Origin of the sequence: Geodermatophilus bullaregiensis (assembly GCF_016907675.1) — a bacterium.
Classification (GTDB): Bacteria; Actinomycetota; Actinomycetes; order Mycobacteriales; family Geodermatophilaceae; genus Geodermatophilus; species Geodermatophilus bullaregiensis.
The window spans coordinates 1,258,007-1,274,964 of sequence record NZ_JAFBCJ010000001.1 but is presented as its reverse complement, the minus strand read 5'-3'; the positions used below and the strand labels follow the sequence as shown (position 1 = coordinate 1,274,964).

Below are 16,958 nucleotides of genomic sequence, written 5' to 3'. Positions count from 1 at the left end.
GATTCAGGCGGGCTGGGCGACGAGCTGGGCGATCGAGCGCATGAGCCCCGGGATGTCGCCCCGGACGTGCTCGAGCTGCCACTGGGCGAGCTGGTTGGAGGCGTCGACGACGGTCCTCGCGCGCTCGAACCGGCGGCCGTGGAAGGCGTCCCACAGGTCCTGGTCGAGCGCGTCGCGGCTGAGCAGCAGGTCGCTGAGGACGGCGGCGTCCTCGAGGGCCATGGCCCCGCCCTGCGCGATGGTCGGCGGGCAGGTGTGCGCGGCGTCGCCGATCAGGACGACGCGGCCGCGGTTCCACGGCGCCGGCAGCACGTGCGTCTCGAACCAGGTGTAGTTCACCCGGGCCGGGTCGGTGAGCTGCTCGCGGATCTCGTCCCACGGCCCGTGGTAGGCCGCGGCGAGCTCCTTCATCGTGGCCAGCTGCTCCTCGGGCGTGAGCGTGGAGCGGTCCTGCGCCGGCTCGACGACGTAGGCGTAGAGGGAGTCCTCGCTCGTCGGGCAGTAGCCGGCGATGAACGAGGGCCCGCCGTAGTACAGGTCGGTGCGGGTGACGCTCGCCGGCCGCGGGCCGAACGCGCGCCAGATGCCCATGCCGACCGGCCTGGTCTCCAGCTCCACGCCGATCGCCCGGCGGGTCCACGAGCGCAGCCCGTCGGCGCCGACGACGAGGTCGTGGCGGCCGGTCGAGCCGTCGGCGAAGGTCACGTCCACGCCGGCGTCGTCCTGCGCGAGGACCGTGTGCGTGGTCCCGCAGCGCACCTCGACGCCCACCTCGGTCGCGCGGTCGGTGAGGATCCGCGCCAGCTCCGGCCGGGGCATGCCCATGGCGGCCGGCAGGTCCGGGCCGCCGGTGCGCGCGTCGGGGATCTCCGCGACGACGGTGCCGTCCGGGTCGGGCGCCCGGATGCCGGTCACGTCGAAGGCGTAGCCGGCGGCGGAGACCTCCTCCCAGACGCCGAGGGTGCGCAGCTCGCGCAGCGCGTTCCCCTGCAGGGTGATGCCGGAGCCGAGCGCTGCGGTGTCGGGCTTGATCTCGACCAGGTCGACGGCGACGCCGGCCTCGGCCAGGCGGATGGCGGTGGCGGCACCGGCGAGGCCGGCCCCGACCACGAGCACGCTGTTGACGGCGGGCACGGCGGTCTCCTACTTGACGGCGATGGGGTTGACCGGGGCGCCGACGGCGCCGGTCACGGGCAGCGGAGCGGCGGTGAGGAAGAACTCCCACACGCCGTCGGCGGCGCAGTCGGCGGCGAGGGCGTCGAGGTCCCACAGCTCGCCGAGGAACAGGCCGATGTGCGGGATGGCGACCTGGTGCAGCGGCTGGAAGGCGACGTCGAACTCGTTGGGCCGCACCTCGAAGCCCCAGGTGTCGGTGGCGATGCCGGCGATCTCGGTGGCGTGCAGCCAGTCGGCGCTGGTGAAGCTCAGGCCGGGCGCGGGGCCGCCGGCGTAGTCGCCCCAGCCCCGTCCGGCGGCCACCGAGCGGAGGGCGCGGGTGAGCTGCCCGGTGCGCACGCACAGCAGGTCGCCGCGGCCCACGCGGGCGGTGTCGCCCTGCGCGGCGATGGTGGCCTCCAGGTGGGCGGGGGTGATGGCGAACCCGTCGGGCAGCTCTCCGTCGGTGCCCAGCGCCCGGCCGACGTCGAGCAGCACGCCACGCCCGGCGATGCGGTCGGCGGCGGTCTCGATGCCGGTCACCGAGTCGCCGAGGCTGGTGACGACGTCGCCGGCGCGGCGGCCGTTCCAGGCGTTGCCGTGGTCGAAGATGTGGCCGAGGCCGTCCCACTGGGTGGAGGCCTGCAGCGGCATCGCGATCACGTCGTCGGCGCCGCCGATGCCGTGCGGGAAGCCCTGCACGCCGCGCTCGGCGTCGGTGCCGGTGTCGAGCATGGTGTGCACCGGGTTGGTGCGGCGGCGCCAGCCCTTCTGCGGGCCGTCGGCGTCGAAGCGCTGCGACAGCGAGAAGCTCGCCCCGCGGCGGACCAGCGCGGCACCGTCGGCGCGCCTGGCGTCGTCGAGGAAGTTGAGCGTGCCGAGCACGTCGTCGGTGCCCCAGCGGCCCCAGTTCGAGCAGCGCTTCGCGGCCGCGGCGATCGCCCCCTCGGGGTCGGTGCGGTCGAGCCCTGCAGGGTCCAGCCAGGTGCGGTCGGGCACGTCGCGTCCTCCTCGTCGTGACGCGGACCACCGTCGGTCATCCGTGCGGGGGAGGGGAAGACGAGATGTCTGATGAGGGGCATCGACGGCGCCGATACCGTCGGCGCCGTGAACCTCGCGAGCCTGGACCTCAACCTGCTCGTGTCCCTCGACGCCCTGCTCCAGCAGCGCAGCGTCACCCGCGCCGCGGCGCAGATGGGGCTGTCGCAGCCGGCGCTGTCGGCGTCGCTGGCCCGGCTGCGCCGCCACTTCGGCGACGAGCTGCTCACCCGGGTCGGCAACGAGTACCGGCTCACGCCGCTCGCGGTGCAGCTGCGCGAGCTGGTGCGGGTGGCGCTCACCGGTGTCGAGCGGGTCTTCACCGCCCAGCCCGGCTTCGACCCGGCGTCGTCGACCCGAGAGTTCTCCGTGCTGGTCAGCGACTACGTGGTCGTCGTCCTCGGGGACACCATCGCCGGGCTGCTCGCGGAGGAGGCGCCGCACACCCGGCTGCGGCTCACCCCGCACTCGCCGGCCGTCGTCGACAGCGCCCACCAGGTGCTGCTCACCGCCGACCTGCTGCTGCTGCCGCACGGGTTCGTCACCGACCTGTCCCACCGCGACCTCTACCGCGACGAGTGGGTGTGCGTGGTCGCCGCCGACAACCCGGTCGTCGAGCGCGGGCTGACCGTGGCGGACCTCGAGGCGCTGCCGTGGGTGGCCACCTACCACGGCCAGACGGCGTCCACCCCGGCCGCGCGGCAGATGCGCCAGCTCGGCATCGAGCCCCGCGTGCAGGTGGTCAACGAGAGCTTTCTGACCGTGCCCGCGCTGGTCGCCGGCAGCGACCGGATCGCGCTCCTGCAGCGCCGGCTGGTCGACCTGCTGCCGCTGGGCTCGGGCATCCGGGCGCTGCCGCCGCCGTTCGAGGCCGGCCCGCTGGTGGAGGCGATGTGGTGGCACCCCGTCTACGACGACGACCCCGAGCACCGGTACCTGCGCGACGTCGTCTCGCGCGCCGCCGAGCTGGCCGTCTCGCCCGGCGCCCGGGAGGGCATCGACCTGACTGATACCGCACCCCGGGAGAAGTGATTTCCGCTCCCGCGCCGCGGTGCCGACACTCGCCGTCCAGTGATGCCGGTCACCGGGACCGGCACCCGTCCCCCCGGAGACGCCCGTGTCGGTCCACGACGCCGCACCCCCCGCCGACGAGGTCGCCGTCGACCCCGCCACCGGCCGCCCTGCTGGCCGGGCGCAGGCGCTGGTGCTGCTGTTCTCCAGCTGCCTGTCCGTGCTGGGCGCAGTGCTGCTGGCCCCCGTCCTGCCGCGGATCCAGGACGCCTTCGCCGGCACCGCGGGGGTGGAGACGCTGACCCCGGTCGTGCTCACCGCGCCGGCGCTGGTCATCGGGCTGACCGCGGTGATCGCCGGGCGCATCGTCGACCGGGTGGGTCGCAAGCGGCTGCTCGTCGGCTCGCTGGTCGCCTACGCCTTCTGCGGCACCGCACCCCTGTGGCTGGACTCGCTGCAGCTGATCGTGGCCAGCCGCGTGCTCGTCGGCCTCACCGAGGCGGCGATCATGACCTGCTGCACCACGCTGCTGGCCGACTACTTCTCCGGCCCGGCGCGCGAGCGCTACTTCGGCCTGCAGGTCGTGTTCACCACCGTCTCGGCGACCGTCTTCTTCGGTGTCGGCGGCGCGCTCGGTGCCCAGGACTGGCGGACGCCGTTCTGGCTCTACGCCGTCAGCCTGCCGCTGGCCGCCCTGGCGGCGCGGTACGTCTGGCAGCCCGCGCCGCGGCTCGCCCGCTCGCGGCGGCTGCCCCGCCTGCCCTGGGCGCAGCTGGCCGTGCCGGTCGCGGTGACCCTGGTGGGCGGTCTGGTCTTCTACGTCCTGATCGTCGAGCTGTCCTTCACGCTCGACACCATCGGCGTGGAGTCCACCGGCGCCATCGGTGCGATCAGCGCCATCGGCTCCCTCGGCACCGCCGTGGGCGCCTTCTCCTTCGGCCGGGTGGCCCGGCTCGGCCCGGCGGTCACCGTGCCGGCCGCCTTCGCCCTCTCCGGTGTCGGGCTGGTCGCCCTCGGCGTCGCCGACACGGTGCCGGCGGTCGTCGTCGCGGCGGTGGTCACCGGCCTCGGCAACGGCCTGCTGCTGCCCTCGCTGCTGACCTGGGCGCTGGGCCCGCTGTCGTTCGAGCAGCGCGGCCGCGGCACCGGCGTCTGGACCTCGGCGGTCTTCCTCGGCCAGTTCGTCTGCCCGCTGGTGGTGCTCGCGCTCAGCGGGGCGCTGGGCGGCCTGACCGCGGCGCTCGTCGTCCTCGGCGTGGTCAGCGTGCTCGCCGCGGTCGCCGTGCGGCTGGCCCGGCCCGCCCGCCCCGTCGAGCCGGTCGGACCGGTCGCGCACTGACGTCCGCGCGGCGCCCCGGCACCCGCGTCCGCGGGGCCGGGGCGCCTTGACGCCGGCACCCGGTCGTCGTGGACTGGGCCCTCCGGCTCCCCGTCGTCGGAGGAGGTCCCCGTGGACGTCGCCGTCGTCTCCGTCCCCGTGCGCGACCAGGAGGCCGCCGTCCGGTTCTGGACCGGCCAGGTGGGCCTGCAGGTGCTCGCCGACGCGGAGTTCGCCCCTGGGATGCGCTGGGTGCAGGTGGGTGCACCCGGCAGCGGGACGTCGCTGTCGCTGGTCACCTGGTTCGAGCAGATGCCGCCCGGGTCCCTGCAGGGGGTGGTGTTCGAGGTCGACGACGTCGACGCGGCGTTCGCGCGGCTGTCGGCGGTGGGCGTGCCCGTCGAGGGACCGCCGTCGGACGAGGCGTGGGGCCGGCAGGCGGTGTTCCGCGACCCCGACGGCAACGGGTTCGTGCTCAGCAGCCGGTCGCCCGCACCCGCCTGAGCGCCGCCGGCCGGGTCAGGAGCCGGTGCGTCGCCGCATGCCCACGGCGGCCGTGACGAGGAAGAGCCCGAGGCCGACGACGGTGAGCCAGAACAGGCCCTCGACGACCCAGCCGATCACGGTCACGACCAGCCAGACGACCAGCAGCAGACCGAGCAGGCGCAGCAGCACGGTGACCTCCGGGACGCCGTCGGGGTGGGTGCGGCCAGCCTAGGCCCGAGCGGGTGCGCGCAGGCCGGCTCGCGCCGCCCCGGGTGCGGCGCGGGAGCACCCGCTCCCCGCCGTGCCCGGGCGCCGCCCGGCGGGTCAGTCGGCCAGTTCGGTGAGCAGCCCGCGCACCCGGCGGTCCAGCTCGTCACGCACCGGCCGGACGCCCGCGACGTCGCGGCCGGTGGGGTCCTCGACCGGCCAGTCGAGGTAGCGCGTCCCGGGCAGCAGGGGGCACGGCTGGGCCCCGCCGAGGACCACCACGACGTCGGAGAGGTGCACCGCGTCGGCGGTCAGCGGCTTCGGGAAGCGGGCGGTGAGGTCGACCCCGACCTCGGCCATCGCGGCGACCGCGGCGGGGTCGACCCGGACCGCGGGCGCGGACCCGGCCGACAGCGCGCGCACCCGGCCACCGGCACGGGTGGTGAGCAGTGCGGCGGCCATCTGCGAGGTCGCGGCGTCGTGCGCGCCGACGAACAGGACCGTCGGTGGGCCGACCGGCGACGGGACGGCGCTGGGCTGACTGGCGGGGGAGGGGACCACGGCTGCCTCCGGGAGAGGTCGGCGGTGCGCCGGCGCGGCGGGACGTCGTCCGGCCGGGGGACCACGCCGTCTCCCGGGTACACCGTGCCACCGCGCCCGCGCGTGCGCCAGCTCACTCCCGCAGCAGCGTGACCTCCTCCAGGTCCAGCTCGTGCTGCACCCGCCGGAACACCTCGTCGTCGATGCGCCGCTGGTCGCGCTGGGACACGAACACCTCCCGCTCGGCCTCGAGCATCGCCCGCCGCAGCCGCCGGTAGCGGGCACTCGGCGTCTCCCCGCCGTGGGCCACCGGCCCACCGAGCCGCTCCCACGCGGCGTTGGTGCGCGCCTCGATGCGCCGGCGCAGCTCGGTCACCGCCTGGGCGTGCAGCGGGTCGCCGTCGTCGAGCTCCTCGAGCCGGGCGGCGGCGGCCCGCCCGGCGGCCGACTGCGCCTGCGCCTCGGCGAGCGCGTCGGCGGAGTCCTCGGATCCCTGCACGCCCAGCCGGCGGATGACGGCCGGCAGCGTCAGCCCGTGCAGCAGCAGCGTGCCGACCGTGACGACGAAGGTCAGGTAGAGCACCTCCGCGCGCCCGGGGAACGGCTCGCCGGACATCGTGGTGAGCGGGATGCCGGCCGCCGCGGCGAGGGAGACCACCCCCCGCATGCCGGCCCAGGAGACGACGACGGCGTGCGTCCACGGCGGGTACACCCAGCCGGGACGGCGGCGGGCCAGTGGCCGCAGGTAGGCGGTGGGGAAGACGAAGGCCACCCGGGCGAGGAACGCGACGCCGACGAGCGCCAGGCCCACCGCGGTCAGCGTGGCCACCCCGGGCCCGATGCCCTCCAGCACGGTGGGCAGCTGCAGGCCGATGAGCGCGAAGACCGTCGCCTCGAGCAGCGTGTCGGCGGCCTTCCACACCGCGCGGTCCTGCAGCCGGGCGACCGGGTCGGCCTGCGGCGAGCGGTGGCCGAGGTACAGGCCGGCCAGCACCACGGCGAGCACCCCCGAGGCGTGCACCTCCTCGGCGACGACGAAGCCGACGAAGGGGACCAGCAGCCCGAGCGCGCTCTCCAGCACGCCGTCGCCGAGGGCCAGCCGCACCCGGTGCACCAGCCAGCCGAGCCCCCAGCCGATCGCCGCGCCGCCGACCGCGGCCAGCGCGAAGACGCCGAGCCCCTCGACGATGCCGTAGCCGGCACCGGCGGCCAGCGCGACGGCGACCCGGTAGAGGGTCAGCGCGGTGGCGTCGTTGACCAGGCTCTCGCCGCCGAGGATGGTCGTCACCTTGCGCGGCAGGCCCAGCCGGCGGCCCACGGCGGTGGCCGCGACGGCGTCCGGCGGCGCGACGACGGCGCCGAGCACGAGCGCCGAGGCCAGCGGCAGCCCGGGCACCAGCCACCACGCCGCCAGCCCGACGGCCACCGTGGTGAGCAGCACCGCGCCGACGGCGAGCATCCCGATCGGCCGCAGGTTGGCGCGCAGCCGCAGGTAGGAGCTGTCCAGCGCCGCCGAGTACAGCAGCGGCGGCAGGACCAGCGTGAGGATCAGCTGGGGGTCGAGCGCGTAGTCCGGGACCCCGGGGACGGAGGACAGACCCAGCCCGACGAGCACCAGGACCAGCGGCGGCGAGACGCCGAGCCGCCGCGCCAGCGCGGTGACCGCGAACGAGCCGGCCAGCAGGGCGATGACCGGCAGCTCCATCAGACCAGCGACTGGTCCGGGTAGCACCACCGCCAGTCCTCACCCGGCTCGAAGGACCGGACGATCGGGTGACCGCTGCCGTCGGCGTGGGCGGTCGCGTGCCGGTTCGGCGAGGAGTCGCAGCACGCGACGTGGCCGCACGTCAGGCACTCCCGCAGGTGCACCCAGCCCGAGCCGATCGCCAGGCAGTCGCTGCAGCCCTCCGTCGAGTCCGGCGTCACGTCCCGGATCTGGTCCAGGTGTCCGCACGTCGTCATCCCGCCACCCCTCTCGTCGTCGCGGCGAGTCGACCACCCGCACGACGACGGCGGCAACGCCGTCCCGTGCCCGGTGTCTTCCCGGCGGCGCCTCCCCCGGGCGTCGTGGCAGGTTGGCGGGGACGTCCGGCCGGTCGAGGAGGTGCCGTGGACCTCGACGAGGTCGCCGACGAGCTGTACGGGCTGCCGCCGGGGGAGTTCGTGGCCGCCCGCACCGAGGCCGCCCGGCGGGCCCGTGCGGCCGGGGACCGCGCCCTCGCCGGGGAGATCGGCGCGCTGGGCCGGCCCTCGACCGCCGCGTGGGCGTGCAACGCGCTGGTGCGCGACCGGCCCGACGAGATCGCCGGGCTGGTCGAGCTCGGCGACCTGCTCCGCGAGGCACAGCAGACGCTGGCCGGCGACGAGCTCAGGGCGCTGGGCACCCAGCGCTCCCGCCTGCTGGCCGCGCTCACCCGGCAGGCGCGGGTGCTGGCGGCGCGGCTGGGGCACCCGCTCAGCGAGGCCGTCGCCGGCCAGGTCGAGGAGACGCTGCGGGCCGCCCTGGCCGACCCGGACGCCGGGGAGGCGCTGCTGGCCGGCCGGCTGACCGGCGCGCTGTCCTACCAGGGCTTGGGCCCCGGCCTCGGGTCGCGGCCGGACCTGCGGGTGGTCCCCCCGCCGCGGCCGGCCCGCCCCGCGACACCGGCGGAGGCGCCGGCCCGCCGGTCGCGGTCCGGCGAGGACGAGCGGGCCCGCCGCGCGGCGGAGGAGCGCCGTCGGGCCGCGGAGGAGCGCCGCCGACGCGAGGTCGAGGCCGCCCGGGAGGAGGCACGCGCGGCCGCCGCGGCCGCGGAGGAGGCGGCCGACGCCGCGCGGGCGGCGCACGACCGGGCCGCCCGCGCCGCCGAGCGGCAGCAGGAGCTGCTCGACCGCGCCGAGGAGCTGGCCGCCGAGCTGACCCGTGTCCGCGAGGAGGCGACCGCCGCCGAGGGCGACGCCGGCCGGGCCCGGCGGCGGGCCACCTCCGCCGACCGGGCCGCCGAGCGGGCTGCCGCGGAGCACGACCGCGCCGCGGCCCGGGTGGAGGAGCTGGAGCGGGCGCCGCTGGAGGGGTAGGCGGTCCTCAGCCCATCGTCTTCTGGCCGTCGAGCGACTCGCGCAGGATGTCGGCGTGCCCGGCGTGCTGGGCGGTCTCGGCCACCAGGTGCAGGAACACCCGGCGCGCCGAGCGGGTGGCTCCGGGCGTGAACCACGGGGCCTCCGGCAGCGGGTGGGTGCGGTCGAGGTCGATCGTGCGCACCAGCTCGTCGGTGCGGGCTGCGACCTGCTCGTAGCGGGCCAGCACGTCCGCCAGCGTCTCGCCGGGCTCGAGCACCCACTCCTGCGCCCAGACCTCCGGCGTGGTGTCGGCGAACGCGGCCGGACCGCGGACGGCGAAGTCCGCCCACGTGGCCTCGGTGGCGGCCACGTGCTTGACGAGGCCGGCCAGGGTGAGCGCGCTGACCGTCGTCCGCCGGGTGGCCTGCTCGTCGGTCAGGCCGCGGACGGTGAAGCGCAGGAACGCCCGATGGGTGCCGAGGGTCTCCAGCAGGTCGGCGCGCTCGGTGTCCAGGGCGGGGGCGGTGGGAGCGGTCACGGTGTCCTCCGGGGGAGTGGTGGGGGCTGCCGGGACCACGGTCCCGCGCATTGCGGTCAGATCCTGACCGCTGTGTCGCCGAGGATGGGGACGTGACCGACCCGAGCGCCCGCACCCTGCGCCTGCTCTCCCTCCTGCAGGCCCGCCGCTACTGGCCCGGCCCCGACCTCGCCGGCCGCCTGGGCGTCTCCGTGCGCACGCTGCGCCGCGACGTCGACCGGCTCCGCGAGCTCGGTTACCCGGTGTCGGCCTCGCGCGGGGTGGACGGCGGCTACGCGCTGGCACCCGGCGCCGCGCTGCCGCCGCTGGTGCTCGACGACGACGAGGCCGTCGCCCTGGCCGTGGGACTGCAGGCGGCCGCGGCCGGCCCGGTCGCCGGGATGGCCGAGACGTCGGTGCGGGCGCTGGCCAAGCTGGTGCAGGTGATGCCCGCCCGGCTGCGGCGGCGGGTCGACGCGCTGCGCGCGATGACCGTCCCGGCCGGGTGGGGACCGACCTCGACCGACGACGCCGTCGACCCCGCTGTCCTGACCGCCGTCGCGCTGGCCTGCCGCGACACCGAGCGCACCGTCTTCGGCTACACGCCGCCCGGCCGGGAGCGGTCCGAGCGCACGGTCGAGCCGCACCGGCTGGTCGCGCTGGGCCGCCGCTGGTACCTCGTCGGCTGGGACCTCGATCGCGGCGACTGGCGGGTGTTCCGGCTCGACCGGCTGGACGCCCCACGCGGCACCGGCGCCGTCTTCGGCCCCCGGCGGTTCCCGGCCGAGGACGCCGCGGCCTACGTGCGCGAGCGGATCGGCAGCGCCTGGACGCGGTTCGTCGTCGAGGCCGTCGTCGCCGCCCCGGCCGGGCGGGTGCGCGAGCGGATCGGCCGCTGGGCCGCGGTGACCGACGACGGCGACGGGGGCTGCCGCGTGCGCATCGAGGCCGACGACCTCGACTGGGCGGCGCTGGCCCTGGGCGTCACCGGCGCGCCGTTCACCGTGCTGTCCCCGCCGGAGATGGGGCCGCACCTGCGCGACCTCGCCGCCCGGTACACCGCCGCCGGCGCCGCCCTTAGCTGACCGGGACCGCGGCCGACTCCTCGGCCGGCGCGCTACTGGCCGCGGCAGCGGGCGTCCGTGGCCGAGCCGTTGGATCAGCCGCCCGTGCTGGTGTCCTCGCCGTTGCCTCCACTGGTGTCGGTGTCTGTTTCGGTGCCGCCGGTGTCGGGGTTGGTGGTCTCCCCGGTGCCGGTGCCGCCGGTGTCGGGGTTGGTGGTCTCCCCGGTGCCGGTGCCGCCGGTGTCGGGGTTGGTGGTCTCCCCGGTGCCGGTGCCGCCGGTGTCGGGGTTGGTGGTCTCCCCGGTGCCGGTGCCGCCGGTGTCGGGGTTGGTGGTCTCCCCGGTGCCGGTGCCGCCGGTGTCGGGGTTGGTGGTCTCCCCGGTGCCGGTGCCGCCGGTGTCGGGGTTGGTGGTCTCCCCGGTGCCGGTGCCGCCGGTGTCGGGGTTGGTGGTCTCCCCGGTGCCGGTGCCGCCGGTGTCGGGGTTGGTGGTCTCCCCGGTGCCGGTGCCGCCGGTGTCGGGGTTGGTGGTCTCCCCGGTGCCGGTGCCGCCGGTGTCGGGGTTGGTGGTCTCCCCGGTGCCGGTGCCGCCGGTGTCGGGGTTGGTGGTCTCCCCGGTGCCGGTGCCGCCGGTGTCGGGGTTGGTGGTCTCCCCGGTGCCGGTGCCGCCGGTGTCGGGGTTGGTGGTCTCCCCGGTGCCGGTGCCGCCGGTGTCGGGGTTGCTGGTCTCCCCGGTGCCGGTGCCGCCGGTGCCGTCATCGGGCGGGCTCGTGCTCGGCGAGCTCTGCGAGGCCGGAGCCGAGGCGGGCGGGCTCGTGCTCGGCGAGCTCTGCGAGGCCGGAGCCGAGGCGGGCGGGCTCGTGCTCGGCGAGCTCTGCGAGGCCGGAGCCGAGGCGGGCGGGGTGGCGGTCGTCGGGTCCTCGACGAACTCCTCGGCATCCATCAACACCTCGGGCGGCGGGGTCTTGTCCTCCTCACCGCTGGTGCTCAGCGGCCGCTCGCGGATCTGCCCGTCGGCGTAGACCACGACCAGCGCGTTCACAACCACCGGCGCCGGGGTCACGTTCACCACGACGTCCTCGGAGAAGGACGGCCACGGCTCTCCCTCGTACTCCGGGGACGGACGCGGCGCGGGCGGGTCGAGCGGGTTGCCGCACGCGCAGCGCACCTGCGGGGAGCCGAACTCGTCCACGAGGACGGCGGTCCCGGCCTGCAGCACCGAGTGGAACGGCGTCGCCCGGCCGTCGACGAACCCGTGGTTGGTGACGGCGGTGTCGAAGCGGAGCACCACCGGGGTCAGGTCGGCGATGAAGGCGCCAATCCCCTCGGGCTCGATCCCCTGGACCTCGGCCCACGCGGCGGCTTGGCTGGGGTTCGCCTCGAGGAACCGCGTCAGCCCTGCTGCGTCACAGACCTGCGCGCCGGTCCCGCCGTACAGGCCGGGCTGATCACCGGACACACCTTCCGTCGGCGCGGACGACTGCTCGGGCGCGGGCACCTGCTCCCCCATCTGGCCGCCTCCCCCTGGCGGGCGGTGGAACGGGGAGTCGCCGGGGTCGTCGGCTGCCTCGGTGATCACGGGCGTGCTGTCCCCGTCGAGGACCCGTGCTGCGACCACGCCACCCGCGGCGGCGGCGGCGACCGCGACGGCGATCAGCGCCCCTGCCAGACGTCGCCGGGCCGGCCGCCTCCCCACCGGCTGCCGTGGGTCGGGTGGCTCGTCCCGGGACGGCGGTGCCGTCCCGGTGACGGTCGGGGGGAGCGCCCCCTCGGACCGGGCCGCCGCGGTCACGGCGGGGACCGGTGGCGTGGACGCGGGTGCCCCGTGCCCACCGGTCGTCGCCGGCGCCGGCGGTGTCAGGGGCGGCGGGGTCACGGTCGGCGGTGCACCCCGCAGGGGCACGACCGGCGTCCGGACGTCGTCGCCGCCGAGAGCCGCCCGGGCCGCCCAGGCCAGGGCACCGGCGCTCGGGAACCGTGCGTCGGGGTCCTTGGCCATCCCGCGGGCGACGACCGCGTCGAGGGCCGGCGGGAGGGAGGGAACCGTGGCCGACGGCCGCGGCGGCTCGCGGTAGAGGTGCGCGGCGCACAGCGCGGCCGGGTCGAACGTGGGGAACGGCGGCTGGCCGGTGAGGAGCTGGTGCAGCAGGCACGCCAGGGAGTAGACGTCGACGCGGTGGTCGGTCGGCCCGTTGCCCAGGCGCTCGGGAGCGACGTACTCCAGGGTGCCCACGAACATGCCGGTCCGGGTCAGCGAGCCGGTCGTCCTGCCCCCGGTGGTCCCGGCGATGCCGAAGTCCACCAAGTAGCAGTGCGGGACCGACCCCGTGCCGGTCACTAGCACGTTCGACGGCTTCACGTCGCGGTGGATGATCCCGGCCGCGTGCGCGGCGTCCAGCGCTGCCGCCACCTGCTCGACGACGGTGACGGCCAGGTCGGCCGGGAACGGCCCCTCCTGCTCGAGGAGCTCGGACAGGTCCCGGCCGTCGACCAGGCGCATGTCGAGGTACAGCCGGCCCTCGATCTCGCCGAAGTCGTGGATGGGGACGACGTGCGCCTCGTTGAGCCGGGCGGCGCCGTTGCACTCCCGGTAGAAGCGGGCGCGGAACTGCTCGTCGTCGGCCAGTTCGGGCAGGAGTCGCTTGAGTGCCACGACCCGCTCGCGGCGGGTGTCCCAGGCGCGGTGGACCTCGCCCATGCCGCCACGGCCGAGCAGTTCGAGCAGTTCGTACGGACCGAAGGTCTCAGGGCTCACGGGTGACCTCCCGTCGGGGCCGCTGACGACGGGTACTCCATCGGACGCCGGAGTCTTCCCGACCGTCCCGGCGATGTGTCCACCCGTTTACTCCCCGCGCCGGGGGGTGCCCGAGGGTGGGCGCGGCGTGGTCCCGCACGCGGTCGCCGCCGCACTGCGCACGGTGAGGGGGACCGGTTCGTCTCGAACCGACCGGGCAGCGGGACGCCGGGCCGTGGGCGGAGGAGCTCGCAAAGTGACTGGACAGGGCGTGTCGTCACCGGGCGGTGCGCCACCGCGGCAGTCCGAGCGCTCAGGCCCCGGGGTCGCCGGTCACGGGACGGTCGGCTCCTCAGTGGCCGTCCCCGCGGTGGGCGTGCCTGTCGAGGGTGCCTCCGTCGTGGGCGCCTCCGCCGTCGACGCCTCCGCCGAGGACGTCGCCTCGGTGGGTGCCCCGTCGGTGGGTGTCTCTCCGGCGGGCGTCTCACCGGCAGGTGCCTGGTAGGCGGGCGCCTCGTCGGTCGCTGTCTCGGTGGGTGTGTCCTCGGTAGGTGTCTGCTCGGTAGGCGTCTCCTCGGCGGGTGTCTCCTCGGCGGGTGTCTCCTCGGCGGGTGTCTCCTCGGCGGGTGTCTCCTCCGCGGGCACCTCCTCGGCAGGCACCTCGTCGGTCGGTGTCTCCGTGCCCGTCTCCCCAGCGGGTGCCTCGTCGTCGGGTGGCTGCTCCGCGGGCGGCTCGTAGGCGGGCCCGTCCCCGTCGGTCCCGCCGTCCGGCGCGGGGGCGTCCGGCTGCTCCGCGTCGCCGGGGCTCGGCGGATCCCCGTCCGGGAAGCCTCCGGTCCCGGGGCCCGGGTCGGGCTGGGTCGCGCCCTCGGGCTCCTCGCCGGTCCCCTCCGGTGGGCTCCCGCCGCCGGCCGACGTGGGACCGGTACCGGCCGACCCGCCGCTGGACGACGTGCTGCTGTCCGAGGAGGACGGTGCCCCGGCCGTCCGGAACAGGCGGGCCGTCTCGGCCAGTGCCGGGTCGACCCCCAGGTCGGCGTCGCCGGTGGTCCCCACGGGCCGGGACTCGACGACGCCGCTGGCGTCGTCGACGAGGACGAAGGCGGGCACGGGCGCCGGGCTGCCCTCGACCGCGACGACCGTGGCCGGCGAGAAGCCCGGCCACGGGTCGCCCTGGTACTCCGGGGCGGGCCGGGAGGCGGGCGCGTCCAGGGGGTTGCCGCAGATGCAGCGGACCTGCGGGACACCCGAGTCGTCGACCAGCACGGCGGTCCCCGCCTGCAGCACCGACTGGAAGGGAACGGCCCGCCCGTCGACGAGGCCGTGGTTGGTGACCGCGGTGTCGAACCGCAGGACGACCGGCGTCAGCGTCGCGAGGTAGTCACCCACCCGGTCCGCCGGGACGTCCTGCGCGTCGGCCCACGCCTCGGCCACCTCGGGGTGCTCCGCGAGGTATTCGGTCATGCCCGCGGGGTCGCAGACCTCGTCGCCGGTGCCCCCGTACAGACCGGGCCGGTCACCCGTGACCTGGCCGCCGGTCGCCGCGGCGGGCGCGCCCTGACCCGGCCGGCTGCCGCCGGTCCCCGCGGTGGGGTCACCCGCGCCCGACGCGGGCCCGTCCGCTGCTGACGTGGTGGTCCCCATCCCGTCTGTCGGGTCCGCCGTCCCGCCGGTGGGGCCGTCCGTGCCCGACGTGGGGTCGCCCGTGGTGGGGTCGGCCGTCCCCGGCGGTGCCTGCGCGGACGGCGGGACGAACGGGTCCTCGGCGGGGTCGTCGGCCGGCTCGACGACGACCGGTGTCGGCGGCGTCGCCTCAGAGGCGTCGGAGGCCAGCTGGGTCGCGACCACCCCACCGGCACCGGCCAGGACCAGGACCCCGGCCAGCAGGGCCGCCGCGAGTCCCCTGCGCCGCACGAACCACGGTGGCGGGGGCGCGTGGCGCCGTCGCCCGGCGGTGCCGGCGGTCCCCGGGGGCGTGCCACGGGTGACTGCGGCGGTGCCCGCCCGGGACACGGCGGGCACCGCGGCCACGGGGACGGTGTCCCGGGCGCCTCCGGTGGCGGGCCGTGCAGGCGCCGCCGGGTGCAGTGCCGCGCGGGCGGCCAGCGCCAGCGCCCCCGCGCTCGGGTGGCGGTCGTCGGGGTCCTCGGCCGTGCCGCGCGCCACGACGTCGTCCAGCTCCCGCGGGACGGAGGGCGCTGCCGCGGAGGGGCGCGGCGGCACCCGGCCGGCGCCTGCCTCCGCCGTGCCGGCGGCGCGGGAGGGCGGTGCGCCGGTGAGCGCCTCGTGCAGGAGGCAGGCCAGCGCGTGGACGTCGGTCCGGTGGTCGACGGGCCGGCCGGTCAGGCGCTCGGGGGCGGCGTACCGAGGTCCCCCGACGGCCCCGCCGGTGCCGAAGCCGGTCAGGTGGCACTGCGGGTGGCTGCTGTGCCCGGACAGCAGGACGTGGGACGGCCGGACGTCGCCGTGCACGAGCCCGCGGGCGTGCGCGGCGTCGAGCGCGGCCGCGACCTGGCCGACGACGTCGACGGCCCGGTCGGCCGGGAGGGGTCCCTCGGCGGCGAGCACCGCGGACAGGTCCCGCCCGTCGACCAGCTCCGTGTCCACGTAGAGCCGGCCGTCGATCTCGCCGGAGTCGTGGACGGCGACGACGTGCGGCTCGTCGAGCTCCGCGGCGGCCCGGCACTCGCGGAGGAAACGGGCACGGAACTGCTCGTCGTGGGTCAGCTCGGGCCGGAGCAGCCGGAGCGCGACGGTGCGGTGGCGGCGGGTGTCCCAGGCGCGGTGGACCTCGCCCGTGTGGCCGCGGCCCAGGAGCTCGTCCAGCTCGTAGGGGCCGAAGGTCTGGAGCGGCAGGAGCGTCTCCCGGTGGAGCCGGAGGTGACGGTCGTCTCCGTCACCTCCCGAGTGTTCGTGCCGATCGGCCGGCCTGCCGGGCCACCTGGCGACGCGCGGGCGGGCGCACCAGCCGGTCGCGGACGGACTGCGCACGGTGAGGGGTCACCCGGCGGGGACCGGCGGCCGCGCCGAGCATGGGGCACATGACGGATGCAGTGGGCCGCGTCGCGGTCGTCACCGGGTCGGAGTCGGGCATCGGGCGGGCCGTCGCGGTCGCGCTGGCCGAGCAGGGCTGCGACGTCGGCATCACCTGGTACCGCGACGAGGCCGCCGCCCGGGGCACGGCCGAGGAGGTGCGCTCGCGCGGTCGGCGCGCGGAGGTCCGCCCGGTCGACCTGAGACAGCTGCCCGGTGCCGCGGCCGTGGTCGACGAGCTGGCCGACGCGCTGGGCGGCATCGACGTGCTGGTCAACGACGCCGGCACCGGCCACTCGACGTCGCTCCTCGACACCGACTACGAGACCTGGCGCGAGGTGCTGGCGACCGACCTCGACGCGGCGTTCCTCTGCCTGCAGCGCGCGGCGAGGCGGATGGTCGCCGCCGGCCGGGGCGGGCGGATCGTCAACGTCACCAGCGTCCACGAGCACCAGCCGCGCGTGGGTGCCGCCGCCTACTGCGCGGCCAAGGGCGGGCTCGGCCTGCTCACCCGGGTGGCGGCCATCGAACTGGCCGAGCACGGGATCACGGTCAACGCCGTCGCCCCGGGCGAGATCGCCACGCCGATGACCGGCCAGGAGGACGAGGACCCCACCGCGCCCGGGCACGAGCGGCCGGGCGTCCCGGTCGGCCGGCCCGGCGACGCGCACGAGGTGGCCGCCGTCGTCGCCTTCCTCGCCTCGCCGCAGGCGTCCTACGTGACCGGGTCCTCCTACGCCGTCGACGGCGGCATGCTGCAGATGGGCCCGATGGCCGGCTCGCACATGACCGGCGACGACTGGCGCCGCCCCTGACGA

At 76.8% G+C, this 16,958-nt stretch carries 15 protein-coding genes; 6 read left to right on the top strand and 9 right to left on the bottom strand.

Annotated features, from left to right (window positions below; genetic code table 11):
* Positions 1-3: 3 nt before the first annotated feature.
* Together JOD57_RS05860 and JOD57_RS05855 are read right to left on the bottom strand one after the other, a co-directional pair.
* Positions 4-1,134: an FAD-dependent oxidoreductase gene (locus tag JOD57_RS05860; RefSeq protein ID WP_204691030.1), complete on the bottom strand. Its 1,131-nt coding sequence runs from the start codon at positions 1,132-1,134 to the stop codon at positions 4-6.
* Positions 1,135-1,143: 9 nt separating this feature from the next.
* The gene (locus JOD57_RS05855) at positions 1,144-2,154 is read right to left on the bottom strand and encodes a cyclase family protein (RefSeq protein ID WP_307824500.1); all 1,011 of its coding nucleotides are present in this window, start codon (positions 2,152-2,154) and stop codon (positions 1,144-1,146) included.
* 108 nt (positions 2,155-2,262) lie between these two features.
* Between JOD57_RS05855 and JOD57_RS05850 the strand changes: the two genes are divergently transcribed.
* The 3 genes from JOD57_RS05850 (at position 2,263) to JOD57_RS05840 (ending at position 5,026) form a co-directional block, all read left to right on the top strand.
* Positions 2,263-3,225 carry a LysR family transcriptional regulator gene (locus tag JOD57_RS05850; protein WP_204691029.1) on the top strand — a complete coding sequence of 321 codons (963 nt, stop codon included), beginning with the start codon at positions 2,263-2,265 and terminating at the stop codon, positions 3,223-3,225.
* 85 nt (positions 3,226-3,310) lie between these two features.
* Complete coding sequence (locus tag JOD57_RS05845) at positions 3,311-4,543, top strand: MFS transporter (protein WP_204691028.1); 1,233 nt, start codon at positions 3,311-3,313, stop codon at positions 4,541-4,543.
* Between the two features lie 111 nt (positions 4,544-4,654).
* Entirely contained in the window at positions 4,655-5,026 is a 372-nt protein-coding gene (locus JOD57_RS05840; RefSeq protein WP_204691027.1) for a VOC family protein, read from the top strand.
* A 15-nt stretch (positions 5,027-5,041) separates the two neighbouring features.
* On the opposite strand, the gene JOD57_RS05835 is transcribed toward JOD57_RS05840, so the two are convergent.
* The 4 genes from JOD57_RS05835 to JOD57_RS05820 all read right to left on the bottom strand — a co-directional run bounded on the left by JOD57_RS05835 (position 5,042) and on the right by JOD57_RS05820 (position 7,717).
* Positions 5,042-5,197, bottom strand: coding sequence for a hypothetical protein (locus JOD57_RS05835; RefSeq protein ID WP_204691026.1), 156 nt, complete (start codon positions 5,195-5,197; stop codon positions 5,042-5,044).
* Positions 5,198-5,332: 135 nt separating this feature from the next.
* Complete coding sequence (locus JOD57_RS05830) at positions 5,333-5,776, bottom strand: arsenate reductase/protein-tyrosine-phosphatase family protein (protein WP_307824499.1); 444 nt, start codon at positions 5,774-5,776, stop codon at positions 5,333-5,335.
* A 112-nt stretch (positions 5,777-5,888) separates the two neighbouring features.
* Complete coding sequence (locus JOD57_RS05825) at positions 5,889-7,460, bottom strand: Na+/H+ antiporter (RefSeq protein ID WP_239568212.1); 1,572 nt, start codon at positions 7,458-7,460, stop codon at positions 5,889-5,891.
* Positions 7,460-7,717: a UBP-type zinc finger domain-containing protein gene (locus JOD57_RS05820; protein ID WP_204691025.1), complete on the bottom strand. Its 258-nt coding sequence runs from the start codon at positions 7,715-7,717 to the stop codon at positions 7,460-7,462. The genes JOD57_RS05825 and JOD57_RS05820 overlap by 1 nt, the downstream gene beginning before the upstream one ends.
* Positions 7,718-7,864: 147 nt before the next feature.
* Here JOD57_RS05820 and JOD57_RS05815 point away from each other — a divergent pair, with 147 nt between their 5' ends.
* A complete protein-coding gene (locus JOD57_RS05815; protein ID WP_204691024.1) occupies positions 7,865-8,812 on the top strand; it encodes a hypothetical protein in 948 nt (315 codons plus the stop codon).
* A gap of 7 nt (positions 8,813-8,819) precedes the next feature.
* Here JOD57_RS05815 and JOD57_RS05810 read toward each other — a convergent pair whose 3' ends face one another.
* Positions 8,820-9,332, bottom strand: coding sequence for a DinB family protein (locus JOD57_RS05810; protein WP_307824498.1), 513 nt, complete (start codon positions 9,330-9,332; stop codon positions 8,820-8,822).
* Positions 9,333-9,424: 92 nt separating this feature from the next.
* On the opposite strand from JOD57_RS05810, the gene JOD57_RS05805 reads away from it, so the two are divergent.
* Positions 9,425-10,396 carry a helix-turn-helix transcriptional regulator gene (locus JOD57_RS05805; RefSeq protein WP_204691022.1) on the top strand — a complete coding sequence of 324 codons (972 nt, stop codon included), beginning with the start codon at positions 9,425-9,427 and terminating at the stop codon, positions 10,394-10,396.
* A gap of 74 nt (positions 10,397-10,470) precedes the next feature.
* Here JOD57_RS05805 and JOD57_RS05800 read toward each other — a convergent pair whose 3' ends face one another.
* Both JOD57_RS05800 and JOD57_RS05795 read right to left on the bottom strand, forming a co-directional pair.
* Positions 10,471-13,128, bottom strand: a complete 2,658-nt coding sequence (locus JOD57_RS05800) for a serine/threonine-protein kinase (RefSeq protein ID WP_204691021.1) — start codon at positions 13,126-13,128, stop codon at positions 10,471-10,473.
* 312 nt (positions 13,129-13,440) lie between these two features.
* Entirely contained in the window at positions 13,441-16,098 is a 2,658-nt protein-coding gene (locus tag JOD57_RS05795) for a serine/threonine protein kinase (RefSeq protein WP_204691020.1), read from the bottom strand.
* 50 nt (positions 16,099-16,148) lie between these two features.
* Between JOD57_RS05795 and JOD57_RS05790 the strand changes: the two genes are divergently transcribed.
* Complete coding sequence (locus tag JOD57_RS05790) at positions 16,149-16,955, top strand: SDR family oxidoreductase (RefSeq protein ID WP_204691019.1); 807 nt, start codon at positions 16,149-16,151, stop codon at positions 16,953-16,955.
* Positions 16,956-16,958 lie beyond the last annotated feature (3 nt).

Excerpts from the sequence above, each read along its gene's own strand:
- JOD57_RS05825 (WP_239568212.1), bottom strand. The coding sequence starts at position 7,460 with ATGGAGCTGCCGGTCATCGCCCTGCTGGCCGGCTCGTTCGCGGTCACC.
- JOD57_RS05790 (WP_204691019.1), top strand. The coding sequence starts at position 16,149 with ATGACGGATGCAGTGGGCCGCGTCGCGGTCGTCACCGGGTCGGAGTCG.
- JOD57_RS05820 (WP_204691025.1), bottom strand. The coding sequence starts at position 7,717 with ATGACGACGTGCGGACACCTGGACCAGATCCGGGACGTGACGCCGGAC.